This window comes from Halobacillus sp. AWM4_238, from assembly GCF_056158265.1.
Genome location: NZ_JBSWSY010000002.1, coordinates 1728667 through 1752699 on the forward strand (window position 1 = coordinate 1728667; position 24033 = coordinate 1752699).

The following is a 24033-nucleotide window of genomic DNA, read 5'->3' on the forward strand; positions in this document are numbered from 1 at the left end:
GAGCACAACCTTTCCTAAAGGTTTCCCTTTAGTTAACATCACCTATTTTTTCTGTTTTATTAAAGAAATGGCAGCAGATAGCGGAACCAAACATATATGGAAGATACGATTAAGGAAAGGATTAGAACCGGAAAGCCATACAATGAAAATTTAATAAAGGGAATCGGTTTATTATGACTGGCCGCTAATCCAGCAACAACCACATTTGCAGATGCCCCAACGAGCGTTCCATTTCCTCCAAGACATGCCCCAAGAGCTAACGACCACCAAACGGGATCGACATTCATCATTCCATACCCTTGCAGCTCCTGCACGACCGGGATCATCGCAGCTACGAATGGAATATTATCCACCACACCTGAAAGAATTCCTGCACTCCAGAGCATCACCATCGAAGTGACCGGCATATCCCCACCTGAGATCCACACCATACCTCTTGCTAATTCATCAATCACTCCTACTGTCTCTAATCCTCCTACAAGCATGAACAAACCCATGAAGAAAAACAATGTAACCCATTCTACTTCCTGAAATACGTGTTCAACATCAAGCTCTTTTTCTGATAAAAACAGTAATAAAAGAGCTCCACTGACAGCAATCGTCGTAATATCCATATGAATGAAGGGGTGCATCATAAAACCGATGATCGTAAGGAGCATGACGGAAATGGATTGGAAAAGCAAGGGAGACATTTTCAAGTGCTCTTTTGCATCTAATTTCATTAATTTATCCGCTAATTCGGGATTATACGTCAGTCTTTTTCGGAAGAGTAAAATGACTCCCATCGTTACTAAAACAAAAATAATTAAAACTACAGGTCCTAGGTGATAGAGGAAGGAAACAAAACTGAAATGGTCTACCGCCTGTCCAATCATGATGTTTGGAGGGTCGCCGATGAGCGTTGCGGTACCCCCAATATTCGAACTGAAAATCGTCATAATTAAATACGGAAAGGCTGGAAGCTTTAAGCGATCGACAAGGGATAAAAGAACGGGTACAAACAAAAGGACCGTGGTGACATTATCTAAAAAAGCAGACCCCACTGCAGTAAAGAGCGCTGTTACAAGTAAAAGTGGAACGGGTCTCCCTTTTACAAGCTGAGCTAACCAAATAGCCAAAAATGTAAAAATCCCTGTCTTTTTAGTAATGGAGACTAACACCATCATAGAAAATAGGAGGGCAACGGTTTCCCAGTCTATAAAACCAAAAGCTTGTTCCCACTCATAAATTTTTGTCATTAATAGAAGTACGCCACCTGCTACAGCTACCAGTGCACGATTTAACTTTTCCGTCATAATCAGTACATAGCTAGCTACGAAAATGAGTATTGCGAGTACAGTTGACATAGATCTTCCCCTTCTTGGACGGACTTTACTAATACTTATTCAAGTCCAGAGGAAAATATCTGCTTCTATCTATAGAGTTTTCATGCATATAGATAAAAGTGACAAGCATATCAAGGGGGGATGGGATGAAAAAGTTATTGTCAGGAGTCCTGGGGTACGGAGTCGGCTCTATATTTATTCTCATGATCGTGTTTGCTGGTGTTTTAGCACTTTTACTAAGGTTTACTGGGATGGAATATGAGACACTTAATCAATTGGCTCTAGTTGCCGGCATTAGTATACTTGCCTTTGGTGGCATGCTGGCTGCTTACAAGGGAGAGCAGAAGGGATGGCTTTCTGGAGGAATGACGGGGCTGATTTTCGTTAGTGCGATGATCCTGTTCCAAGTCATTTTTGAAAACTCGTGGGTTTCCCTGCCGCAATTAAGCTATTTCGGAGGGTTGGTGCTCGCCGCCTGGCTAGGAGGCATGATTGGTGTCAACCTGCCGCGAAAAACCGCGAAAAGGTGAGGGTACGTAAAATCCCGCTACAAAGACATGTAGCGGGATTGCATTTGATTAGCTCAATTTTTCACGTACGGATGAACGATCGAATTTCATTTGAGTACCATCTTGTACAGAAATCACAAGAGTACCTTCATCAATCGCATGAATCGTTCCGTGTAGTCCTCCGATTGTTATAACTCTATCGCCTTTTTGGAGGTCCGACTGCATTTGTTGCACTTGTTTCTGTTTCTTTTGCTGCGGTCGAATCAATAGGAAATAGAAAATGACAAACATTAGAATAATTGGTAGTAAGCCTACTAATGTATCCATTTATTTTCCCCCTTTCTAAAAGTTCTTTGCGTTTGGTTTGTTGAAACCATACATTTCAAAGAATTCTTCTCTAAAGTCACCGAGTCGATCTTCTCTAATGGCTTCACGCACTTGCCTCATTAAGTTTAACAGAAAATAAAGATTATGATAAGTCGTAAGTCTGAAACCGAATGTTTCATTCGCTTTGACTAAATGACGGATATAAGCACGGCTGTAATTTCTGCATGTGTGGCAATCACAATTCTCATCGATCGGACGGAAATCACGCGCGTATTTCGCATTCCTCACAACAAGTCTTCCCTCTGAAGTCATAAGGGTTCCGTTTCTAGCGATTCGTGTTGGGAGCACACAGTCAAACATATCAATTCCACGGATGCTGCCATCAATGAGTGAATCCGGTGAACCGACACCCATCAGATAACGGGGCTTTTGGTCCGGCATAAGTGGAGTAGTGAATTCAAGGACACGATTCATGACGTCCTTTGGTTCACCAACAGACAGACCCCCGATTGCATACCCCGGAAAATCCATGGATGTCAGGTCGCGGGCACTTTGACGGCGTAAATCTTCATACTCTCCACCCTGGATGATCCCGAATAACCCCTGATCATGAGGACGCTTGTGTGCTTCCAAGCATCGCTCAGCCCAGCGGCTCGTACGCTCCACAGAATCTTTCATGTATTTATGCTCAGCTGGATATGGTGGACACTCATCAAAGGCCATCATAATATCCGGACCAAGGGAGTTTTGAATGTGCATCGCTTTTTCTGGAGATAAGAAAAGCTTTTCCCCACTAATATGGTTACGGAAATGAACCCCTTCTTCTTCAATTTTTCTAAGGTCGCTTAAACTGAAGACTTGGAAGCCGCCGGAGTCCGTTAAAATGGATCCGTTCCAGTTCATAAACTTGTGAAGACCACCGGCTTCTTCAATGATGTCTTCTCCAGGACGGAGCCACAAGTGATACGTATTGGACAAGATGATTTGTGCCCCCATCCGCTCTAACTCTTCAGGGCTCATTGTTTTAACGGTTGCTAATGTTCCGACAGGCATGAACATCGGTGTTTCGAATGATCCGTGCGGCGTGTGGACCTTACCTAAACGTGCTCCTGTCTGCTTACATGTTTTAATCAATTCATATGTGATTGCCATGATTTCTACCCTTTCTCACTCTTGATCTCTACGATCATTTAATGAACATCGCATCTCCAAAACTAAAGAAACGATACCTTTCTTCTACTGCCTGTTGATAGGCTTCCAAAATAAAATCGCGCCCAGCAAAAGCACTGACCAGCATAATTAATGTGGACTTCGGCAAATGGAAGTTTGTAATTAACCCATCGATCGCTTTCAACTTCTGAGGAGGATAAATGAAAATATCCGTCCAACCACTCGCCTCTTGGAAGGTTCCATAATCACGGATGATCGTCTCGAGGGTTCTGGTGGAAGTCGTTCCAACAGATATAATTCTTCCGCCTCTTTCTTTGACAGCATTCAACTGATTCGCAGTGTCCGCGCTCAGCTGATAAAACTCTGCATGCATATCATGCTCTTCGATTTGATCAACACTGACAGGACGGAAAGTTCCAAGACCCACGTGTAGTGTCAAATAGGCGAGTTCTACCCCTTTGGCCTGCAACTCCTTTAACAGATCTTCTGTGAAGTGCAATCCGGCAGTTGGAGCAGCTGCTGACCCCTCTTCTTTCGCATAGACGGTCTGATAGCGGTCTCTATCTGACAATTGCTCTTTGATATATGGAGGTAAAGGCATCTCCCCTAGAGATTCCAATACTTCAAGGAAAATTCCTTCATAACTGAATGTAACCTTGCGCCCTCCGTGCTCCTGCAATTCCGTGCATTCGGCAACAAGCTTTCCTTCTCCGAAAACGATCTTCGTGCCGACTTTCACTTTTTTCGCAGGTTTCACGAGTACCTCCCATTCATCGCCTTCTGTTTGATGAAGAAGAAGGACCTCTACTTTGCCACCGGTACCCTCTTTTGAACCATATAGTCGAGCAGGTAAAACCTTCGTGTCGTTTAATACAAGGCAGTCCCCTTTTTTCAGGTACTCGGTGATCTGAGAAAAATGCCGATGTTCGAGGGTTTGTTCTGTACGATCACAAACCATAAGCCGGGAAGCTGTCCGATCTTCTAACGGCACTTGAGCAATCAGCTCCTCAGGTAAATCAAAGTCGTATTGCTTAATATCCATGTGAATCCCCTATTCTAATGTGTAATGTATCAAAACTTTCTAATGAAATAGAAAACCAGCGAAAGGACGATGCTCACAATAATGGAAGTCATAATGGGAAAATAAAACGTGACGTTCCCTTTTTTAAAGCTGAGATCACCAGGTAATTTTCCAAATATACTCCATAGTATACCGACCAATATGAACACAATCCCTATTACAATAAAGATTTTACCAAAGCCCGTCAAGAGCCAGGCACCTCCCTGTTGAAGTGTGCGTAGGCTTTAGGTGTAACCACACGGCCTCTTGGCGTCCGTTGGATATAGCCGATTTGCAATAAGAAAGGCTCATACACATCTTCGATGGTCTGAGGCTCCTCCCCTATTGTAGCGGCTATCGTATCCAAGCCTACAGGTCCTCCCTGGAAGCTGTCCATGATCCCTTTTAATAACTTATGGTCGATAAAATCCAGACCCTCTGCATCGACTTGGAGCATTTCCAGGGCTTCCTGAGTCGTTTCTTTACTGATGACGGTTTCGCCTTTCACCTGGGCAATGTCACGGACACGTTTCAACAGTCGGTTCGCAATTCTCGGTGTTCCTCTGGAACGACGGGCAACTTCAACGGCCGCTGCCCCATCAATTTCAACCGAAAAGATTTCTGCTGTCCGTTCTACAATCGAACAAAGCGCCTTTGTATCATAATACTCCAAGCGGCTGTGCACTCCGAAACGGTCCCTGAGAGGCGCAGAAAGCAAACCTGCACGTGTAGTGGCACCGACCAATGTGAATGGCGGGAGATCAAGCCTGACAGACCGGGCACTAGGACCTGTACCTACAACAATATCGAGACAGAAATCCTCCATGGCAGGATAGAGAACTTCCTCTACAGACCGTGGAAGGCGGTGGATCTCGTCAATAAAAAGGACATCTCCGGGTTCCAGGGAGGATAAGATCGCCGCTAAGTCCCCGGCCCTCTCGATTGCTGGGCCAGCCGTTGTTCGAAACTGGACGCCCATCTCATTAGCAATGATTGAAGCTAGCGTTGTTTTACCTAACCCTGGAGGTCCATACAACAACGCGTGATCAAGCGGTTCATCCCGCATTTTTGCTGCTTCAATGAAGATACTTAGATTATTTTTCACTTGATCCTGTCCGATATACTGCTTTAAGGTTTCTGGACGTAAACTAAGCTCAATCTCCTGATCCGTATCCTGCTGTTCCCCAGATATCATTCGATCTTCCAACATTCATCCCTCCTCACCTTAAGATTTCATTAGTAGTTGAAGTCCTTGTCTTACATAATCGTCCACGCTGCCATGTTTGGCTTTTTCAAGTTGTGTCCGGACAAACTTCACTTCTTTTTCTGTATAACCTAAAGCTTTTAAAGCTTCGATTGCATCGTCTAATACCGCTCTTTTCTCTTTCGCAGTCAAATCTTCCTGATAGAAAAGGGTGTCCTCATTTTCTTCATCAGGAAGCCAGACAATTAATTTCCCTTTCAAGTCAAGGATCATCTGGCGAGCCGTCTTTTTGCCGACGCCTGGGAATTTCGTTAAGTATTTATCGTCTTCTTGCTCAATCGCCGACACAAATTCTGGTACACTGACGGTTCCAAGGATAGCAAGCGCACCTTTTGGTCCAATACCGGAAACGTTCAGTAATTGAGCAAACAATTGTTTATCTTCTTTTTTCTTAAAACCGTAAAGCGACTGAATATCTTCTCTTATATAGTGGTACGTATGTACTTTCACTTCTTTGTTCATTGCATCTTGAAATTGATATGGATTTGCGCATAACACTTCATATCCAATGCCACTTGTTTCTATTGTTATCGACCCTTCATCGAGTGTCGTCAATTGCCCTTTTACATAACTAATCATTGTAAAATTCCCTCTCTACCCTTTATTGCTATCCTTCCTATTGTAACATACAAGCACATGTTCGCCCATGACCAATAGCCGTTGCTTTCCCCTTGAAACGGAACAAAACAGCCACAAAAGTTGTGGCTGTTTCACGTCTCTATACTTCGTCTTGTTTAGAGAATTGACGAACGACTTGCTCAAAGTGACGATGGTCCTTGATCTTGATCCCATTTTTCAACTCATTCTCTCTTTTCGTTTCCAATGGTTTAATGGGTACGGGCTTGAAGGATTCTATGACTTTCCCTTGATCAGGAAGCCCTTGAAAAACGGCTAACTCCCCATCCTCAGTCAAACCAAAATACCCTGTCTGCTTTGTCAAAGGAGAAATATCTTCAACATCCCTTTGAAAAACCACTCGATCCAGCTGTTGTTCCTCTACCGTCCATCCTTCATACGCAGCCCAAAAATCCATCATAGACCAAATGGTTTCTTCTTTCTTTGTCGTTTCCGTCACACCATCTATATAATGCTCCTTCAGAATGACCGTGAGATTCAAAGGTGCAGGTTTCACCAAAGTCTCCACTGCTTCTACATGCTTTTCTTTTCCCTGTATCGTCCTTTGCGGTGTGTTATCTTTATAGGTTTTCGGTGCCGTCTCACCGATCATTGACCAACTCAATACGGCAACCCCTATGGCTAACCCTACAATCAAGGCCCATCGTTTCATGATAGGATCCCCCCTAATTAAAAATAACTTCTGTTTCTAGTGTGTCCAGAAACAGAAGTTATTATCATAGCGACAGGGGTTCACGACAATTTTTCTAGAATCGCTTCATCGGCATCCAGGTTGTGATAGACTTCCTGAACGTCATCATTATCCTCGAGCATATCAATCAGCTTCAACATTTTTTCTACGCCTTCTTCGCCGAGTTCTGTATAAGTTTCAGGAATCATCGTTACTTCGCTTGTAGTAAACTCATAGCCACTGGACTCAAGCGCCTGTTTTACATCGGAAAAGGATTCGGGTTCTGTATAAATCTCAAATTGTTCTTCCGTTGTTTCCATTTCCTCTGCGCCGGCTTCAATAACTTCAAGCATGAGTTCTTCTTCATCTGCCTCTGTTGTATCCCGGTCGATCACGAGATAGCCTGAGCGGTTGAACATGAAGGAGACACAGCCATTTTCACCTAGATTGCCATCGTTTTTGTTGAAGGCGTGTCTGACATCAGCAGCCGTACGGTTTTTATTGTCCGTTAAAACCTTAACCATGACCGCTACCCCACCAGGACCATAGCCCTCATACGTATATTCTTCATAATTGACGCCTTCAAGATCACCAGTCGCTTTTTTAATGGCGCGGTCGATGTTATCTTTTGGCATGTTGTTTGATCTTGCTTTATCTACAGCTAAACGAAGGGCAGAATTGGTTTCCTGGTCCCCGCCTCCTTGTTTTGCTGCCATGAAAATCTCACGAGCAAGCTTCATGAAGAGTTTTCCGCGTTTCGCATCTTGAGCACCTTTTCGATGCTTGATATTACTCCATTTTGAATGGCCAGCCATTGGACATTCTCCTCTCCCAAACAAATCTTTATCGATCTTTTTATTTTTTCGTAAGTATACTTACGCTTATGACTCTACTCTTAAATATATCACAATCCCCATTCTTCTTTAAAGCAACACCTTTACTTCCACCATCGTCTCTGATTAATCTCATGAGAGGCATAAAAAAAGCTCCCGATATTGGAAGACTCAGTTTCGAGATGTTTGTGTATTATTAGGGCTGCGGGAAAAGGATCATCTAGCTCCATCGTCCCTTTTTCAATATCCGGTTCCGGCACCTAGCGGCTAGTGAGACCTCCGCTTCTTCACGATAAGTCAACATCGAATCATTTCGTTCTTCATGTTTCCTTTATCTCCGTCAGCTCAGTCCAGTCCCTACTCCGCTGATCAAGACAGTAGTCTCACCGTTTCCCTCCGCCCCTTGGCCAAAAGAGTGTGTTGAAACTACTTGCAGAAAAAGCAGTTTTACATACAAGGAAAGAGGAGGATATCAACCTCCATAATTGTCAATGTGAAAACGAAACTGTGGTATAGAGCGTAGTATGCATGCAAAGTCAATGTAGTGAATGACACCCCTCCCACTCTTCCCTCCACGCTTGCATTAGGAGCTCTATCTCAAGCTTTTACTCTTCTGAATAACTGCTTTGGAGAGGTTTATATTGTCTACTTTCCTCAAGCATACAAGCTAATTTTTTCAGAAGTGATTTCGAGAATCTTCTATGGCAAAAGGGCGGAGGGGAATGGGCGAGACTCCTGCGGGAAAAAAGTGCATGGTGAGACCCCGCAGGACGAAGTCTGAAGAGGCTCACCGCGCTCCCGCGGAAAGCGAGTCATTCCCCGGAGCCCTACCCACACCACAAAAGTCTCGATATCAAGTCTTAAACAGACCTTCCATATACTGTAATAGCCAAGCATTCAAGTTACACGGTACCAAGTAAGCTTATTGATTGAAGAAATTGCCCATCCAGTCCCTGATTCTTTGAGGGGTTTCCGATGTGTCCTGGCGTGAGTTGAAGTTTTTCATTTGGTCCCATTTATTATTGTTCGTATAGACAATTAAGTCTTTATCCGACACCTGCTTAACCTTAGCTTCTATTTTCTCTGGTATGGTCTCGTCTCTCAAATCGTATGGGTTAATCATAACCGCCACATACATTTTATCATCCGTAGAATAGGCTTGAGTCATTGTAATCTCTTTTAGTTCATTGACCTTCTCCACGACCTCCATGGCATCTTCATTATTGAAAACATTATCGTGTGAGCGATTGGTTTCGCCATACTTCGCGTTTCTAAACTCTTCTTCTGCCGTACGTTTGAAGTAGCTGTCTTTTCCAGTAGGAATCTGCCCACGACGTTCAATCGCGCCATCCTGCGCATAACCAAGAGGTTGATAAGGGGACGCTTCTTCTTCCTTCGGTTCTGTCGCTTCTTCCGCCTGACAACCAAACATAAACAACGAGGTCATTATTAGAATACTTACGATTTTCCACATAAAAACATTCTCCTTTTACCCTTACTATGGGTCCAAGAAGAATGTTTTAGTCTGTCAATATTCGCCAGGCTTACTTTGGAGGTGCAGGAGGCAGTTGACGTTTGTGGGCGGAGCGCTTGTGCATCGCTTCGATGATGTTCCGATCTTCTTCAGGGATCTCTTCTCCCTTCAAGTGACGATCGATCATCTCATAACTCGTGCCCATTTCATTCTCATCTGTCTGTCCTTCCCACAAGCCTGCACTTGGTTGTTTATGGATGACTTCATCAGGTACGCCCAAATATTCAGCCATTTCTCGAACTTCACCTTTTGTCAGGTTTGCAATGGGTACGAGATCAACGCCTCCATCACCGAACTTCGTGAAGTATCCCGTGTACCATTCTGCTGCATTATCTGTACCCACAACTAAGTATTTATGATTGGTGGCGATTGTATAAAGGGTGCTCATTCGTAAACGGGCCCTCAGATTAGCATCGGCCAATTTTTCTTGTTCTTCATTCAATGAACCAGCATCGTTCAATTGCTGTTTAATTGTTGAAAACATCACGTTATGTGTTTCTGTCAAATCAACGGTCATAACTGGTAAATCGCATGCTTCCACAACACTCTTCGCATGGATTTGATCATCGGACTGACTTTTACAAGGCATGATGACACCTAATGATCGATCAGGGAATGCTTTTTTAATAAGATTTGCAACGACAGCAGAATCGATACCACCACTGACTCCAACGACCAAACCTTCCACTTTTGCTTCTTTGACCTGTTCCTGAAGCCAGGACACGATTTCTTCAACTTTTTGTTTCACCGGATTGTTCATCCTTTCACACATATGATACCTAATCATAGCATATGCTCAGCATATCGGACAAACTTCTTCCGGTTTTCCCAAGCTTTTTCAAGTTTTCTTATGTGACGGGTCGTCGATGCTTCTTCCCTTAAGCTTAGTCGGTACCCATACAGCCATTCCCTCAAAAGGTCAGCAGGTACTAAAACCCCTTTCCACCAAATTTCCTTATCGCTTACATGGGGGAAATAAGGCAATAATGTCGATTTTCTTAGATCCACGTACGGTAAAAAACGCTGAGCGAGTTGGATGTGATCATACAACCGTGGCCCTGTGTGCAAGAGATCAAAATCAATCATTTTTATATTTTTATCAGCATCCACAATGAAGTTATGATGGGCCACATCTCCATGGAGCCATTCATTACGATCCCATGCCCCTTCTTCAAGTTCGCCCCAGGGGTATTCTGTAAAATCTTCCAAACGCTTGCTCATGCAGGCATGCAGTTCCTGAAATAAGTCTCGCTTGCGAAACTCGGTAAACAGATCTTTCGTTTCCTCAAACTGCTCCAACCGTCTTTCCCATTTGATATACAGAGGGTCCTTCGGGATGGATAACACGCCAATTCCTTTAGTCGTTCGATGAAAATGGTGGAGAATACGTACCGCTTGCTTGCGATCCTTATGCCGGCTAAAATCTGCATGTCTTCCTTCCAGTCGTTCAAATAACGACCAATCACACCCCAGTTTACTTAAGGTGTATACTCGTTCATAAAAGGGAAACGGTCGTGCAGCTATTTTATAGGCATAATTCCAGTGTTCAAAAAACTCCACCTGTTTTTCAATAACATGAGACCTGCGATATCCTTTCAAGATGAAAGGGAGACCATCATAACTCACTTTGTATACTTTCGGTTTGATGGTCTGCTCATACTCGATGGGAAGCTTTTCCTCCGTTTGCATCCATTGAAAAAGGCGATCCGTGTATGAATCGCCCATTCGATGTTCAGCTTTCATCTACATCATCATCCCTCCAAGGCTGTTGATACCCTTGGCCCATCTGCTGAGGATCCCACGGTCCCATTTGTTGAGGTCCATAACCTTGCTGCGGCTGACCCCAGCCCATGTGTGGAGGTTGTTGTGGTCCATAACCCATCGGATGTTGCATGCCACCATAAGGAGCTTGCTGCCATGGCTGGTGATACCCATGTGGATGGTGGACCCATGGTCCCATCATCGGTCCGTATCCTTGTGGTCCCATTTCTCCTTCACATCCACAGTCCTCACCTGCTTGCACGCCTTGGACCATATCATCGCCTGATTCATCGCCCATCATAGGCATCGGCTGCTGCATTGGCATAGGCTGGTGGTGCATCGGCATTTGCATTGGCATCATGACAGGGTACGGCGGGCAACAATAATAATCTGTATGAACTAATTGCGGCTGCATTTGTTGTGGTTGCATTTGTTGGGGCTGCATCTGCTGTGGTGACATCTGTTGTGGTTGCATTGGTTGATAATAGGGCTGCTGAGGCATTGGAGCTTGTTCCGGAGATTTCATCCCCTTCACTTCTTCCATTTTTTCTCCCTTTACTTCTTCTTTAGAAGCTTTCTTAGGTGCTTCTTCTTTAGGTTGTGGCATCGGCATTTGTGGAAGGTGGAAAGTTGTGTAATAATTTTGCATCTGTTGATCAATGCTAGGCATGGTAATCGGCATGGTCATATTGATCGGCTGCATCGGTTTCATCGGTTTTTCCATTACACCTTTAGTGACCGGCTTTTTCTCATCTTCTTTAATCTTTGGAATCGGCTTTGGTGATGTATCTTTATATGGTGGTTGAGAAGGCATCTCCTTCTTAGGTGCTGTGACTTGTTGTTTAGGAGCCTCTTTTTTAGGCGTTTCTTTTTTCACTTGTTTCGTACCTTGAGGGACTTTGATTTTCATACCCGGCATAATCATATCAGGATTGGAAAGCTGGGTATTCATGGATTTCAACTGCTCAAAGTCGACCCCATATTTTTTGGCAATCTTCCAGAGTGTATCTCCTTTTTGTACAATGTGAATTCTCACATCTGCAACTCCCTTCCTGTAATTCTGAAAAAACAATAAGGCAATAATAGCTTCATAACACTCTATGCAACACAAGCCAAAACATTGATGAAAAAGCCTATAATAATTTGATAAAAAATATAAACAAACCCCTGAATCCCTACTAACAAAGGGATTCAGGGGTTATGAGGGTCAAGCCTTTTTCACAGGGGTCGGTACATCAATCTGGTAACTTGGATATGTTCCCAATACCTTCAACTGACACCCTAATGCTTCAAGTTCGGCTTGCACGCCGGGAAAAAGCACGTGATCGTAAGGCTGATCGACATCTATCAAGAAGAAATAGTTGCCAAGACCTGTTTTCATCGGTCTTGATTCGATTTTTGATAAGTTCATTTTCCTCCATGCAAAGGCTGCGAGTACTTGATGCAGGGCACCGACATAATCCTTCGGCAATGTAACCATCACAGTCGTTTTATGTTTTGTCACTGGATGATCTTTTACTTTCAGTGTGGTGGGGTTCTTCTGAACAACCGCAAACCGTGTATGGTTATTATCATAATCATGGATATTCGTATCCATGAACCTCAACCCGTTTTGCTCTGCGGCTAAATGGTTCGCGATCGCAGCAACCCCCGACCCTTCCCTGGCAACCATTTCAGCTGCTTTACCAGTTGAAGCCGTGTATTCAACTTCAGCGTCAGGGTATTGGGTATGCAAGTACTGGTGACACTGAGCAATCGCATGACTATGTGAGTATACCTTTTTAATTTCTCCTTCATGATCCGGATGGACCAAGAGGTGTTGTTTGATAGGAACTGTTAGCTCTGCAATTATCGATTGGTTCACATGATGGACGAGATAATCGACCGTCAAATGCACAGAACCTTCAATCGCATTTTCAATGGGCACAACGGCTGTACTGATCTCCCCAGCCTCTACTGCATCCAAACAGGCTGGAATGTTCTCATAACCAACGAACTCTCCACCCTCAAACAGGGCGTCTACAGCCATTTTTGTAAACGTCCCCTTTGGTCCTAAATATCCAATCCGTTGTTCCGACATGATTTCCCCTCCAATTAAGCTCCCGTACTTAAAATCTCTACTCGATCCACAAAATCTAACTTGTGCAGCTGCTGCAACAGCTTTTCTATACTGTCTTCCATACCGGAAGTATTCAAAGAAAGCGTAACATTGGCTTTGCCTTGAAGAGGAATCGTTTGATGAATGGTCAACACATTACACCCTGACTGAGCTACCGTCATCAACAAATTCGACAACGTTCCTTTACGATCTTCAAGGTGGAAGAACAATGTAATCATTTGCTCTTTGACCATCGCTTGAAAGGGAAAAACAGCATCTCTGTATTTATAAAACGCACTGCGGGATAAGCCCACTTGCTGAACAGCTTCAAAGATGGATTCAACTTTCCCCCGCTCCAACAATTCTTTTGCTTCGATGGTCTTCATCATAGCTTCAGGAAGAATGTCGCTACGGACTAAATAAAATTTTTCATTGTAATCCGCCATGAAAAATCCTCCCCTTTAATCGACAAACTCAAACTCATAATCCATTAATCTTACCGTGTCGCCATCTTTTGCCCCGCGTTTTCTCAGCGCTTCATCGACACCCATACTTCTCATCTGACGAGCGAAGCGGTTAATGGATTGATCGTGAGAGAAGTCCGTTCTTTTGAATAAGGATTCAATTTTCTCACCATACAAGACATAGGCGCCGTCATCGTCCCGTGTAATCTTAAATGGTGCTTCCTCTTTTTCAAATTTGTAGATGACTCGCTCATCCACTTCCTCGACCTGCTCTTCCTGCTTAGGAATTTGATCTAATTTATCGGCAACAGCATACAACAATTCATCCAGACCTTCCCGTGTCACTGTGGAGATCGGATAGATCGGAATGTCATCATTGCCAAGCTGCTCTTTGAACAACTCTAAATGATCTTTTGAATCTGGAATATCCATCTTATTCGCTACAATGATTTGAGGTCGGTTTTCTAACCGTTGATCATAGGAGGATAGTTCCTTGTTGATTGTCACATAATCCTCATATGGATCGCGGCCTTCCATTCCGGACATATCAATGACATGCAGCAACAAACGGGTCCTTTCCACATGTCGCAGGAATTGATGACCAAGACCGACACCTTCATGGGCTCCTTCAATAAGCCCCGGAAGATCGGCCATAACGAAACTACGATGGTCCTGACTTTCTACCACCCCTAGGTTTGGAGAAAGTGTGGTGAAGTGGTAGTCCGCAATCTTCGGTTTTGCAGCGGTTACGACAGATAAGAAAGTCGATTTCCCGACACTTGGAAAACCAACCAATCCAACATCAGCCAACAGCTTCAACTCAACAACGACGTCCAGTTCTGTCCCTGGTTCTCCATTTTCAGCAATTTCAGGAGCGGGATTTCTGGCTGTAGCGAACCGAGCATTTCCGCGGCCTCCGCGACCACCTTTAGCAATGACTGCTCTTTGTTTATGGTCCGTCAAATCAGCGAGCACTTTATCCGTTTCCGCATCTTTAACTGTCGTTCCAGGAGGAACACTGACCACCAGCGGATCCGCATTTTTCCCGTGCTGCTTCTGATTCATCCCGTTCTCGCCTTTAGCTGCTTTAAAATGGTGTTGATACCTGAAGTCCATCAATGTGTTAAGACCTTCATCGACTTCAAAAATGACATCTCCGCCATTTCCACCATCACCGCCAGCAGGTCCGCCTCTTGGTACAAACTTTTCACGACGGTAAGCCACAAGGCCATTTCCACCGTCTCCACCTTTTACAAATACTTTCACCTGATCGACAAACATGTCTATTCACCTCTTCATTCTATTGTCATTTCAATAGAAAGTTCTTTACTGTCAAAAATCGTTGCAATAAATCCTTCTTCATTGAGCGTCTCTTTCAAACGTTCCGGCTCATGGAAAAGACCTTCCCATTCCCAACTTAACCCAAGGGTATCCTGACCACCGACATAGATGGTACATGTACCTTCATAAAGTTCTTCATTTCCAATATGTCCATCCATGATTTCAATCATCCGTTTTCCATAAGCCAACAATGTATGGTCATGACGGGATAAATCAACTTCTTCTCTTATGAAATACCGTAGGCGGTAGGTTGTATGTACCCAATTAAAAGTGAGCAGCCATAAAGGAAATTGTAGAGCATCGCTGTTCAATAATTTCCGTTCTTCTTCTGCTTCTTCTTTTATTTCTTCCATTTGTGACAGCAAGCGATCCTGCTTTCCAAGGGCAGCGTAGCCTTGGAGCAATTGAATTTGATTCATCCAGTCATGACGCTTATGTCTGAGTAGCGCAATGATTTCTTTTTCTTCCATCCTCTCAGCTCCCTCGTTCAACCCATAATAATAAAAAGTATAGCAAAAATTCATGAAAACAAAAAACCTAAACGGACAAGGACCCATTGGTATTTTTCTTTCCATTCGGGCAGGTGCTGGGAAATGAATAACGATGCGAAACCCTTGTTGTATGTGAGGTTGACTTAAAACTTAATCACCCTGCCTCACACTATAGAGTGAAAGAAACGTTTTACAAGTACATGCTATAAAATTGCGAAGTTGAAGATATAGAAAAGCCGCGCTTATGCTAAAAGCAAAGCGCGGCTTTTTTGCTGATGGACTATTCGCTTACGCTTCCTGTGCTACAGGATAAACGCTGACTTTTTTACGGTTACGTCCGTAACGTTCGAATTTAACAACACCATCCACTTTCGCGAACAATGTGTCGTCTCCACCACGGCCAACGTTCGCACCAGGGTACACCTTTGTACCGCGTTGGCGGTAAAGGATTGAACCAGCTGTTGCTTGTTGTCCGTCTGCACGTTTAGCTCCAAGACGTTTGGACTCAGAGTCACGACCGTTTTTTGTACTACCTACACCCTTCTTCTGGGCGAAAAACTGCAAATCAAGACGTAGCATGAGTCTTCACCTCCTTATCGTTGGGATATTTTCATATATTGATCGTATTCTTGTTCAATCGTTTCCAAGGACACCTGCATGCCTTCTAATAAGGTTTGAGCTTTTGAATGAACGGATTCATCCAAATCTCCAGGAAGCGTGATTTTTAAATAACCACCTTCACCACCTTGTTCGACATCAGGTTCGAATCCACAAAGACTTATAACAGCATTGACAGCACCGAACGAAACAGCCGATACGGCTGCACAAACGAGATCATGACCATAAGGGCCACTCTCGGCATGTCCGGAGATTTCAAAGCCTGTAATTTCTCCTTGTGAGCGAAACATCGATATTTCAATCATCCGATACGAACCTTACGCGTTGATCGCTTCAACGACAAGTTTCGTGTACGGCTGACGATGACCTTGTTTGCGCTTGTAGTTCTTTTTAGGCTTGTATTTGAAGACAGTCAATTTCTTCTGAAGGCCTTGTTTTTCAACTTTAGCTGTTACAGAAGCACCGTCAACGTATGGAGCACCGACTTTCGTGTTGTCTCCACCTACGAAAAGAACTTTGTCAAAAGTGATAGACTCACCAGCTTCTACGTCCATTTTCTCAACATAGATTTCCTGGCCTTGTTCTACTTTTACCTGCTTACCACCAGTTTCAATAATTGCGTACATACTTGCACCTCCTCAATATACTCAGACTCGCCATTCAGGTACCGGAAATCGGTTTAAAAACCTGTTCTGTGCGGTTGTAGCAACGGAGTGCTACTAGAATAACAAAACAATGTTACCACAGATCAAAACAAGTTGTCAACATGATATCCGCGACGCTGAACAGCTTCCCGGATCATGTTTAAAGACCCTTCAAGCTCTATTTGATAGCCAGAGATGTCAGCATCCTGCCTAACAAACAGCTCCTGTGGAATTTTACTAGAAATCGGCTCAGAAAGCAATCGTTTTTTGCAATCCATAAATGTCGGATGCACAGCAATGAGCAGGGCCTCCGCTTCCCTTTGTGCAAGCAGCTCCCTCTCTAAACGATAAACATTCGTTTCTTCCGAAAGATTCCGTTCCTTGGAATGAGTCAATAAAGAAGGCAGACTCGCGCTTTCTCTCTTTCTCGTCATTTCCAGGAGCCCCAACCTTGTCATTCCAAACACGTTTGTTTTGGTAGGATCCTCTTTCACCAGTTTTCTCATTTCGGTAACGAGCTGCTTCTCCTTGTTCTCATTCTTCATCGAAATGAAATCGATGAGAATGATCCCCGATAAATTTCTTAACCGAATCTGCTTTTGAATTTCTTTTGCAGCCATAATATTAACATCAAGAGCTTGAGAGTTGGAAAAGGATCGCCCTTTGACTTTGTGACTGTTCACATCGATCACAGTCATCGCTTCCGTTTCTTCGATGACTAAGCTCACACCATTACTCATCTCAACATGAGGATGGATGATTTGCTCTTGAAGACCCGAGAAGGACACGGGCAGCATGCTTTCCACATCCCTCTCCCAGCGGATGCGATTGGCAAGCGAAGGAAACTTTTCTTTTAAACGTTTGGACGTGGCGGCTTCGTCAATGAGTACTTCTTGTATCGTAGTTGCTGGAAATTTACGAAGAAATGCCTTTGGTATGACTGGCTCCCACCATAAGCAGCCGGGTTGATTGACTTCTGTCTCTTGAATCGTTTTCCACTCTGCTCGAAGCCCCCTTAACTCTTCGATTATCGTTTCGGGATCCACGTCTCCTGCTGCCGTTCGTATGATACAGCCTTCTGTATTTTCCAATTCCATATCCAATAGGGACTCAAGCTCAGCTTTTTTCCCGACCTCCAGTTTTCTAGAGATGGAACGTTTCCCTTGAGCGAAAGGCTGATAGACCGTATACAACCCAGGAAAAGTAACATCAGCTGTGATCAGGGCTCCCTTGTTTCCGACAGGGTCTTTCACAGCTTGTACCATCACGTTCTGTCCTACGTTCAATGCCGTAGACAATTTCCCTTCACACCAGGGGACCATATCTTTCCTAAGAAACGCTGAGCGTTCTCTTCCAATATCAAGAAAAGCAGCATCTAAACCTTGATCCACCCGTTCAACTTTTCCTAAAAAAATAGAGCCCGTGAGCTTTTCAGCACCGGGCCGGTCGATGACATATTCTTGGATTTCACCATGTTCAATGACCACTCCCGATTTTTCAGCTGCTTTAGTATGTATAACTAATTTTCTCATAAAATCCCTCATTATATAGCGATATCAGCAATGTCACGGACTTTTAAGTGCGGCTTCTTTTGTTCAAAAAAAGCCCGTAGACACTCTTGTTCATCTACTATATAGAAAGGAATCGTATGTTTCAATACATACTTATGGCGCCGGTTGGAGTGGATATTTTTCAGCACATCACGGACGAGGGTTTCCTGATGAACGTTAACATACTTCGTTTTTAATGTTTCCCTGTCCTGATACGTGCAATACAGGAGATAACGCATCATTGTGTACGACTTCCGTTTCCATTCAAGTGCGTTTTCAATGAATAAAAAGGCGGTCAGGAGGATGGCGGCTAATGTCCAGCGACCTTCCGAAAACAACCAGAATCCCGCCATTGTCATGAATAGAATGGATAAACTAAGTGCTAATGCCAAACTGATCCTGAAAGAAAAGAAACGATTGAATAAATAAAAGATCAACTTCCCACCATCCAACGGCCAAACCGGGAGCATATTGAATAGAAAAATCACCCCATTATAAAACAAAGCCGTGTCTAATAAAGGATGAGTTCCTATCATTGATTGCAGAGCTATGAGAAGGGCAAAGATCCAGAGGTGCTGCAACGGTCCAGCGATGACCACAAGCACCTGTTCACGAAAAGGCCTGGTGTTATGCTCTTCGCTAACGACAGCACCACCAAAAAGCCAGATCTCCATTTTTTCCACGCGCCAGTCAAACCGTCTAGCCATGAGGAAATGGCCCAGTTCGTGAACAATCACAATCGAAAATAAGACAACAAATTCATAAATCGCCCCTGTCAACAGAGCGGAGAGAGCGAGTAAAAAGAAGAGGGGATGGATATGGATATAGTCGTGAAATTTAAGGACCTTCATTCACTTTGATCACCTGTACTGGATCTAGAAATGTATTGTTCTTTTCAATGGCGAAGAAAAATTCGGCTGCCTGCCCCTCTTCCGCTTCCACGGATCCTAAGTCTTTCTGTGACTGGACGTGCTCATATAAATGAACATCGATGGATGATAAATAGCCGTACGTGGTTTTTGTTCCATCTTCATGTTGCAGGACAACCGTCTTCCCTGATTCCGGATCATTGCCTGCAAAAATGACGGTCCCTTCCCTCACTGCTTTTACCTGAGATCCATTTTCCGTCGTTAAAATGATGCCTTTGCCATCATTTTGAAATGAAGTCGTCACCGTTCCGTTCACAGGCATCGCCAGAGGTTCCTGATCTGGTTCATCCTCCGGTTGGATGACCTGTAAAGGATCTCCGAAACGGTCGCTGTACCAGGCGGTTACTTTGGCGAAAGGGAATTCTTCCTGCATTTGGCTTACCGCCCAATCGCTTGGTGCTTTAACAATAGCCAAGTCGGTATTTTTTCCAATGGCTACGACCGCAAACAACAAAACAGCGAAAAACACCTGCATCCCTAAGCGGTTCGTCGAACTCGCCTGGTCTTCCCTCTTTACCGGTTTAGGACTGTAGCCGTTCACGAGCGGTGGGTATCCATGCATTTCCTCATCCTGAGGTGGTGTGATCACTCCAGGGGGGCTTGTCCCCTGCCGATGGACTTTTCTCTTTTTACGATCCGCTATATTCTTACGTACATCACGAATGTTCTTATTCACAACCAAACCCCTCTCTACGTCTTTTTCTATCAGTCTATGGGACAAGGAGGGGGTTTATTAATTCAAATTGAAAAAACCTGCCACATGTAGTGACAGGTTCTAAAGATTGTTTATGTGCGCATACCAAAGAATTTCTTAACCTTAGCAAGTACGCCCCGTTCTTCATCTAACTTCATCAGGGGTACCGTTTCCCCGAGAATTCTTCTTGCAATGTTCCTGTAAGCGAGAGAAGCTTTCGAATTGGGCTTCATGGCCACAGGCTCACCACTATTGGAGGCTTTGATGACTGCATCATCATCAATGACGATGCCCAATAGATCAATGGACAGAACATTGACGATTTCATCGACATCCAGCATATCGCCATTTTTCATCATATGATTGCGGATACGGTTGATTACCAGTTTGGGAGATTCCATTTCTTCTTGCTCCAACAGGCCGATAATTCGGTCCGCATCACGTACGCTTGATTTCTCAGGAGTGGTTACGACAATGGCCTTGTCTGCACCTGCAACCGCATTTTTATACCCTTGCTCGATCCCTGCCGGACAGTCGATGACGACATAATCGTATTCCTGTTTCAGTTCCTGAACAATAGCCTTGACCGCTTCAGGGGTTACTTCCGATTTATCCGATGTCTGAGCCGCCGGAAGCAAGTGCAGGCAGTCAAAGCGTTTATCCGTGATTAGGGCCTGTTTGGTCTTGCAGCGTTCGTTTACGACATCGACAATGTCATAGATGATGCGGTTTTCAAGCCCCATCACGACATCCAAATTTCTGAGACCGATATCAGTATCAACGAGACACACCTTTTTCTTCTGCAAGGCCAAAGCGGTCCCCAGGTTCGCAGTAGTTGTCGTCTTTCCGACGCCTCCCTTTCCAGAGGTAATGACTATCGCTTCACCCATTGATCATTCTCCTTTCAAAACTAACCAGATCCGGTCTCTTTTTTACAACCTCTTGTATTCGATCGATACGGATTTTTTCCATGGAATCATCAATGAATCCACATTCCATATAGACACCCTCCGATTCATAATCCGGAGAACGGCTTAACTGATCCGCGATTCTTAATTGGCTCGGCTGCATGTAGGAGGAAGCGATCACAGCCTTCGTATCCCCCTCGTATCCTGCATGAGCAATCCCTCGCAAATTCCCCATGACAAAAATGTTGCCTGTAGCCTTGATTTGTCCTCCAGGATTTACATCACCAATTAAAAGCAAATCCCCCTTGACTTCAATCAACTGTCCGGAGCGGACGGTTTTAGCTAAAGGGGTAATGTCCGTATTTTCTTTCCATTCAAGAGCTTCTTTTTTCGTCAAAACATCCGACTCGATTTTATCAACCACAAGCTTCTGTTTTTCCCGGACAACCTCTGTCAGTTCTTCTTTCTGCTCTTCATTCAAATACCTATTGCCAAGCTTGATCGTGACATGGATCATTGGATGTTCCTCTTCAGTCCATCCGTTCATAGACAATTGGTTTTGCAATTCTTTTAAAAGGGATGAGAAGGAACATTGATCATCCAGATGCAATGTCAAACCGTCCCTTGTTCCTTTTATCATAACCTTTTGCACATTAGCAGCCATAGGCCCGTTCACCTCAAACCTCAAACATTTCCACCAGATTAGATCTTGCTCACTTCTTCTCCCCAGTCATACACTTTTTCCTTCACCAGTGGATATAAGAGAATGAAGAAAATCATATTTGCCGCCAGGGTCGGTAGTAATCTTAATAGAGCGTAATCTCCCCAAGTCATGGATGTAATTTGTACGAATGAATAAATGATATACAGCATCGTATCAGCTAAGAACACACCAACGATCGCCAATAAGGATGCCGCAAAAAAATTGGCATGCAGCCATTTGTTTAACCCATGCACGGTATAAATAATCAAGGTATACGTAATCATATATACCCCGAGCACACCCGTGTAGACGACATCGATTAATAAACCGAAAGTAAGTCCATACCAAACAGCATTGTAGGTGTCGTCCTTGTCATAGAAAATGGCAATAATCAAAAGGAATATCAATATCCAGTGGGGGGTCATCAACAAATCAGAGTAAACAAGCTTCGCAGGAAGCATACTCATTGCCATCCCCTGCATGATCAAAAAAAACAAACATAGGAGTCCAATGAAGTATCGACTCATGATGCTTCTTCCTCCTGTTCAGCATTCGGGTCAATCGTTTCTGCTGTACGATCGACGACCATCACATGATTGATATCAAACAAATCGGCGAACGGTTCAACATAAGCGGTTTGAGTCAGTCCGAACTGATCATTGACGACTTCTTCAACCGTCCCGATTCTCAAATCGCTGGGGAACACCCCTCCTAAGCCAGAGGAGATGACCGTGTCTCCTGGTTTGAGCTCTTCATCGAGCTTAATTTCTTCCAATAACAGCCGGCCGGTTTTATCATCATAGCCTTCAATCAGACCAAACGCTTCATCTTGATCTTCACGAACGACCCATGCAGAGATTTTGTTCGAACGATCGAACCCACTTAGAAGTTGAACAGTGGAGTGAAAGGCACCAACGGATTTAATCTTCCCGATTAAACCATCACTTGTCATGACGGCCATATCTTTTTCAACTCCGTGCTCTTCTCCCTTGTTGATGGTCATCTGTTCAAACCAACGGTCTGAACTTCTTGCAATGACCGTAGCTTGCACAGGGGAATAATCACTCAAACTCTTGGACTTATCCAACGTTTGCTGAAGCTCACCAATGTCACTGCGAAGCCTTTGATTTTCTTGTATGACACCCTTGTATTCAGAAAGCCTTGCTTTCAACACTTCGTTTTGTTCATAAACCCCAAACATGTCTTGAATATTTTCTATAGTATTGTCAACAAGACTGACCGGTTTATGGAAGATCGTTTGCATCCATCCCACCGAGTCTTGAAGAAACTTTTCAGGCGTGCTTAACGAATCCCGGTCACGGATTGAAAAGCCGATTAATGCGACGAGTACTATGAATCCTACTAAAACAATCATCAGTCTTTTTCTGCGAAATAACGAAGGCATAACGCGTTCATCTACTCCATCTTCGCTCGGCTTGCTACATTCGGTTGAGAACGGAAATGATGGATGTATTCCAATGATCTTCCTGTTCCAACAGCCACACAATCAAGAGGATTGTCGGCTATGAATACGGGCATGTTCGTTTCATCACTGATGACTGTATCGATGTTCCTCAGCAGGGCGCCTCCACCGGTTAGGACAATTCCTCGCTCCATGATATCCGCCGCTAGTTCTGGAGGAGTTTTTTCCAGAGTGTTCTTGACCGTTTCAATAATCGAATCAATCGTATCTTTCATAGCACTTACAATTTCGTCACTTTGAATCGTAATGGTTTTAGGGAGACCGCTGAGCAAATCTCGTCCCCTAATATCCATTTCGTCAACTTCAGAGACTTCTCCTGCTCCACCTAGTTCCATTTTCACTTCTTCAGCCGTACGTTCACCAATCATTAAATTGTATTTTTTGCGTACATGTTGAATGATATTGTCATCCATCTCATCTCCAGCCACACGGATGGACTGGCTTGTAACAATTCCCCCGAGAGAGATAATCGCCACTTCTGTCGTACCTCCACCAATATCAACGACCATGCTTCCCGTCGGTTCCCATACAGGAAGTCCTGCACCAATGGCAGCCGCAAAAGGTTCCGCTATCGGATACGCTTCTTTTGCTCCTGCCTGTTTCGTTGCATCGATGACCGCACGCTCTTCGACCATTGTAATGCCTGAAGGAACACAAACCATGACATTAGGTTTACTTGCAAAAGAGGATCGCGTTTTCAACGCCTTTTTTATATAATATTTCATCATTTGAGCAGTCGTATCATAATCGGCAATCACGCCATCCTTCATCGGACGGATAACATTTATGTAACCCGGCGTACGCCCGATCATGTTTCGTGCATCATTTCCGACAGCTTCGATGTCTCCCGTTTGTGTATTTTTGGCAACAACAGAAGGCTCACGGACAATGACTCCTTTACCTTTCAGAAAGACAAGTGTATTCGCAGTGCCCAAATCAATTCCTAAATCTTGAGAGAATCCAAAAATCCCCAATAATATCTTCCTTTCTAAAACCCGCTTCCCTTTCAGCGGGGGTTAGG

At 44.0% G+C, this 24033-nt stretch carries 29 protein-coding genes and 1 other annotated feature; of the genes, 1 reads left to right on the plus strand and 28 read right to left on the minus strand.

Going from position 1 to position 24033, the window contains the following annotated elements:
* Positions 1-59: 59 nt before the first annotated feature.
* Positions 60-1346 carry an ArsB/NhaD family transporter gene (locus tag ACXACN_RS08975; protein ID WP_474963886.1) on the minus strand — a complete coding sequence of 429 codons (1287 nt, stop codon included), beginning with the start codon at positions 1344-1346 and terminating at the stop codon, positions 60-62.
* A gap of 125 nt (positions 1347-1471) precedes the next feature.
* On the opposite strand from ACXACN_RS08975, the gene ACXACN_RS08980 reads away from it, so the two are divergent.
* Entirely contained in the window at positions 1472-1855 is a 384-nt protein-coding gene (locus ACXACN_RS08980; RefSeq protein WP_474963888.1) for a TIGR04086 family membrane protein, read from the plus strand.
* Positions 1856-1903: 48 nt separating this feature from the next.
* On the opposite strand, the gene yajC is transcribed toward ACXACN_RS08980, so the two are convergent.
* The 27 genes from yajC to ACXACN_RS09115 all read right to left on the minus strand — a co-directional run bounded on the left by yajC (position 1904) and on the right by ACXACN_RS09115 (position 23986).
* Positions 1904-2161, minus strand: coding sequence for a preprotein translocase subunit YajC (gene yajC / locus ACXACN_RS08985; RefSeq protein WP_115822547.1), 258 nt, complete (start codon positions 2159-2161; stop codon positions 1904-1906).
* A gap of 15 nt (positions 2162-2176) precedes the next feature.
* Positions 2177-3316 (minus strand): tRNA guanosine(34) transglycosylase Tgt, encoded by a 1140-nt coding sequence (gene tgt, locus ACXACN_RS08990; RefSeq protein ID WP_160915598.1) that lies wholly within the window; start codon positions 3314-3316, stop codon positions 2177-2179.
* A 31-nt stretch (positions 3317-3347) separates the two neighbouring features.
* Positions 3348-4373 carry a tRNA preQ1(34) S-adenosylmethionine ribosyltransferase-isomerase QueA gene (queA, locus tag ACXACN_RS08995; protein WP_474963889.1) on the minus strand — a complete coding sequence of 342 codons (1026 nt, stop codon included), beginning with the start codon at positions 4371-4373 and terminating at the stop codon, positions 3348-3350.
* 29 nt (positions 4374-4402) lie between these two features.
* Positions 4403-4600 (minus strand): DUF2905 domain-containing protein, encoded by a 198-nt coding sequence (locus ACXACN_RS09000; RefSeq protein ID WP_474963891.1) that lies wholly within the window; start codon positions 4598-4600, stop codon positions 4403-4405.
* On the minus strand, positions 4597-5598 hold the full coding sequence (gene ruvB / locus ACXACN_RS09005) for a Holliday junction branch migration DNA helicase RuvB (protein WP_474966834.1): 1002 nt from the start codon (positions 5596-5598) through the stop codon (positions 4597-4599). Before ruvB ends, ACXACN_RS09000 begins: the two co-directional genes overlap by 4 nt.
* 18 nt (positions 5599-5616) lie before the next feature.
* On the minus strand, positions 5617-6234 hold the full coding sequence (ruvA, locus tag ACXACN_RS09010) for a Holliday junction branch migration protein RuvA (RefSeq protein WP_474963892.1): 618 nt from the start codon (positions 6232-6234) through the stop codon (positions 5617-5619).
* Positions 6235-6373: 139 nt separating this feature from the next.
* Positions 6374-6943: a BofC C-terminal domain-containing protein gene (locus ACXACN_RS09015; protein ID WP_474963893.1), complete on the minus strand. Its 570-nt coding sequence runs from the start codon at positions 6941-6943 to the stop codon at positions 6374-6376.
* Between the two features lie 80 nt (positions 6944-7023).
* Positions 7024-7776, minus strand: a complete 753-nt coding sequence (locus ACXACN_RS09020) for a YebC/PmpR family DNA-binding transcriptional regulator (protein ID WP_474963895.1) — start codon at positions 7774-7776, stop codon at positions 7024-7026.
* A gap of 940 nt (positions 7777-8716) precedes the next feature.
* Positions 8717-9268: a YhcN/YlaJ family sporulation lipoprotein gene (locus tag ACXACN_RS09025; protein ID WP_474963896.1), complete on the minus strand. Its 552-nt coding sequence runs from the start codon at positions 9266-9268 to the stop codon at positions 8717-8719.
* A 70-nt stretch (positions 9269-9338) separates the two neighbouring features.
* The gene (nadE, locus tag ACXACN_RS09030; RefSeq protein ID WP_474963897.1) at positions 9339-10076 is read right to left on the minus strand and encodes an NAD(+) synthase; all 738 of its coding nucleotides are present in this window, start codon (positions 10074-10076) and stop codon (positions 9339-9341) included.
* A 35-nt stretch (positions 10077-10111) separates the two neighbouring features.
* A complete protein-coding gene (locus ACXACN_RS09035; RefSeq protein ID WP_474963898.1) occupies positions 10112-11071 on the minus strand; it encodes a phosphotransferase in 960 nt (319 codons plus the stop codon).
* A complete protein-coding gene (safA, locus tag ACXACN_RS09040) occupies positions 11061-12125 on the minus strand; it encodes a SafA/ExsA family spore coat assembly protein (RefSeq protein ID WP_474963900.1) in 1065 nt (354 codons plus the stop codon). The genes ACXACN_RS09035 and safA overlap by 11 nt, the downstream gene beginning before the upstream one ends.
* Positions 12126-12296: 171 nt before the next feature.
* Positions 12297-13169 carry a prephenate dehydratase gene (pheA, locus tag ACXACN_RS09045; RefSeq protein ID WP_474963901.1) on the minus strand — a complete coding sequence of 291 codons (873 nt, stop codon included), beginning with the start codon at positions 13167-13169 and terminating at the stop codon, positions 12297-12299.
* A gap of 14 nt (positions 13170-13183) precedes the next feature.
* Positions 13184-13633: an ACT domain-containing protein gene (locus tag ACXACN_RS09050; RefSeq protein ID WP_089652653.1), complete on the minus strand. Its 450-nt coding sequence runs from the start codon at positions 13631-13633 to the stop codon at positions 13184-13186.
* A 15-nt stretch (positions 13634-13648) separates the two neighbouring features.
* Positions 13649-14932 (minus strand): GTPase ObgE, encoded by a 1284-nt coding sequence (obgE, locus tag ACXACN_RS09055; protein WP_474963902.1) that lies wholly within the window; start codon positions 14930-14932, stop codon positions 13649-13651.
* A gap of 14 nt (positions 14933-14946) precedes the next feature.
* Positions 14947-15462 (minus strand): Spo0B domain-containing protein, encoded by a 516-nt coding sequence (locus tag ACXACN_RS09060; RefSeq protein WP_474963904.1) that lies wholly within the window; start codon positions 15460-15462, stop codon positions 14947-14949.
* A 309-nt stretch (positions 15463-15771) separates the two neighbouring features.
* The gene (gene rpmA, locus ACXACN_RS09065; protein ID WP_035509352.1) at positions 15772-16062 is read right to left on the minus strand and encodes a 50S ribosomal protein L27; all 291 of its coding nucleotides are present in this window, start codon (positions 16060-16062) and stop codon (positions 15772-15774) included.
* Between the two features lie 14 nt (positions 16063-16076).
* On the minus strand, positions 16077-16406 hold the full coding sequence (locus ACXACN_RS09070) for a ribosomal-processing cysteine protease Prp (protein ID WP_474963905.1): 330 nt from the start codon (positions 16404-16406) through the stop codon (positions 16077-16079).
* Between the two features lie 12 nt (positions 16407-16418).
* Positions 16419-16727, minus strand: coding sequence for a 50S ribosomal protein L21 (gene rplU, locus ACXACN_RS09075; protein WP_220585339.1), 309 nt, complete (start codon positions 16725-16727; stop codon positions 16419-16421).
* A gap of 13 nt (positions 16728-16740) precedes the next feature.
* Positions 16741-16813 (minus strand) — a sequence feature (ribosomal protein L21 leader region).
* Positions 16814-16849: 36 nt separating this feature from the next.
* Entirely contained in the window at positions 16850-18277 is a 1428-nt protein-coding gene (locus ACXACN_RS09080; RefSeq protein ID WP_474963906.1) for a ribonuclease E/G, read from the minus strand.
* A gap of 11 nt (positions 18278-18288) precedes the next feature.
* On the minus strand, positions 18289-19146 hold the full coding sequence (locus ACXACN_RS09085; RefSeq protein WP_474963908.1) for a site-2 protease family protein: 858 nt from the start codon (positions 19144-19146) through the stop codon (positions 18289-18291).
* Entirely contained in the window at positions 19133-19900 is a 768-nt protein-coding gene (locus ACXACN_RS09090) for a peptidoglycan DD-metalloendopeptidase family protein (protein ID WP_474963909.1), read from the minus strand. Before ACXACN_RS09090 ends, ACXACN_RS09085 begins: the two co-directional genes overlap by 14 nt.
* A 110-nt stretch (positions 19901-20010) precedes the next feature.
* The gene (gene minD / locus ACXACN_RS09095; RefSeq protein WP_226591224.1) at positions 20011-20808 is read right to left on the minus strand and encodes a septum site-determining protein MinD; all 798 of its coding nucleotides are present in this window, start codon (positions 20806-20808) and stop codon (positions 20011-20013) included.
* The gene (minC, locus tag ACXACN_RS09100; protein WP_474963910.1) at positions 20801-21490 is read right to left on the minus strand and encodes a septum site-determining protein MinC; all 690 of its coding nucleotides are present in this window, start codon (positions 21488-21490) and stop codon (positions 20801-20803) included. The genes minD and minC overlap by 8 nt, the downstream gene beginning before the upstream one ends.
* Positions 21491-21528: 38 nt before the next feature.
* Positions 21529-22056 carry a rod shape-determining protein MreD gene (mreD, locus tag ACXACN_RS09105; RefSeq protein WP_474963911.1) on the minus strand — a complete coding sequence of 176 codons (528 nt, stop codon included), beginning with the start codon at positions 22054-22056 and terminating at the stop codon, positions 21529-21531.
* A complete protein-coding gene (mreC, locus tag ACXACN_RS09110; RefSeq protein ID WP_474963913.1) occupies positions 22053-22934 on the minus strand; it encodes a rod shape-determining protein MreC in 882 nt (293 codons plus the stop codon). The genes mreD and mreC overlap by 4 nt, the downstream gene beginning before the upstream one ends.
* Before the next feature lie 11 nt (positions 22935-22945).
* Positions 22946-23986, minus strand: a complete 1041-nt coding sequence (locus ACXACN_RS09115) for a rod shape-determining protein (RefSeq protein WP_474963914.1) — start codon at positions 23984-23986, stop codon at positions 22946-22948.
* Between the last annotated feature and the right edge of the window lie 47 nt (positions 23987-24033).

Coding starts and splice junctions, on each gene's coding strand:
- ACXACN_RS08975 (WP_474963886.1), bottom strand. CDS start 1,346: ATGTCAACTGTACTCGCAATACTCATTTTCGTAGCTAGCTATGTACTG.
- ACXACN_RS08980 (WP_474963888.1), top strand. CDS start 1,472: ATGAAAAAGTTATTGTCAGGAGTCCTGGGGTACGGAGTCGGCTCTATA.
- yajC (WP_115822547.1), bottom strand. CDS start 2,161: ATGGATACATTAGTAGGCTTACTACCAATTATTCTAATGTTTGTCATT.
- queA (WP_474963889.1), bottom strand. CDS start 4,373: ATGGATATTAAGCAATACGACTTTGATTTACCTGAGGAGCTGATTGCT.
- ruvA (WP_474963892.1), bottom strand. CDS start 6,234: ATGATTAGTTATGTAAAAGGGCAATTGACGACACTCGATGAAGGGTCG.
- ACXACN_RS09015 (WP_474963893.1), bottom strand. CDS start 6,943: ATGAAACGATGGGCCTTGATTGTAGGGTTAGCCATAGGGGTTGCCGTA.
- ACXACN_RS09020 (WP_474963895.1), bottom strand. CDS start 7,776: ATGGCTGGCCATTCAAAATGGAGTAATATCAAGCATCGAAAAGGTGCT.
- ACXACN_RS09025 (WP_474963896.1), bottom strand. CDS start 9,268: ATGTGGAAAATCGTAAGTATTCTAATAATGACCTCGTTGTTTATGTTT.
- ACXACN_RS09035 (WP_474963898.1), bottom strand. CDS start 11,071: ATGAAAGCTGAACATCGAATGGGCGATTCATACACGGATCGCCTTTTT.
- pheA (WP_474963901.1), bottom strand. CDS start 13,169: ATGTCGGAACAACGGATTGGATATTTAGGACCAAAGGGGACGTTTACA.
- ACXACN_RS09050 (WP_089652653.1), bottom strand. CDS start 13,633: ATGGCGGATTACAATGAAAAATTTTATTTAGTCCGTAGCGACATTCTT.
- obgE (WP_474963902.1), bottom strand. CDS start 14,932: ATGTTTGTCGATCAGGTGAAAGTATTTGTAAAAGGTGGAGACGGTGGA.
- ACXACN_RS09060 (WP_474963904.1), bottom strand. CDS start 15,462: ATGGAAGAAAAAGAAATCATTGCGCTACTCAGACATAAGCGTCATGAC.
- rpmA (WP_035509352.1), bottom strand. CDS start 16,062: ATGCTACGTCTTGATTTGCAGTTTTTCGCCCAGAAGAAGGGTGTAGGT.
- ACXACN_RS09070 (WP_474963905.1), bottom strand. CDS start 16,406: ATGATTGAAATATCGATGTTTCGCTCACAAGGAGAAATTACAGGCTTT.
- rplU (WP_220585339.1), bottom strand. CDS start 16,727: ATGTACGCAATTATTGAAACTGGTGGTAAGCAGGTAAAAGTAGAACAA.
- ACXACN_RS09080 (WP_474963906.1), bottom strand. CDS start 18,277: ATGAGAAAATTAGTTATACATACTAAAGCAGCTGAAAAATCGGGAGTG.
- ACXACN_RS09085 (WP_474963908.1), bottom strand. CDS start 19,146: ATGAAGGTCCTTAAATTTCACGACTATATCCATATCCATCCCCTCTTC.
- minD (WP_226591224.1), bottom strand. CDS start 20,808: ATGGGTGAAGCGATAGTCATTACCTCTGGAAAGGGAGGCGTCGGAAAG.
- minC (WP_474963910.1), bottom strand. CDS start 21,490: ATGGCTGCTAATGTGCAAAAGGTTATGATAAAAGGAACAAGGGACGGT.
- mreD (WP_474963911.1), bottom strand. CDS start 22,056: ATGAGTCGATACTTCATTGGACTCCTATGTTTGTTTTTTTTGATCATG.
- mreC (WP_474963913.1), bottom strand. CDS start 22,934: ATGCCTTCGTTATTTCGCAGAAAAAGACTGATGATTGTTTTAGTAGGA.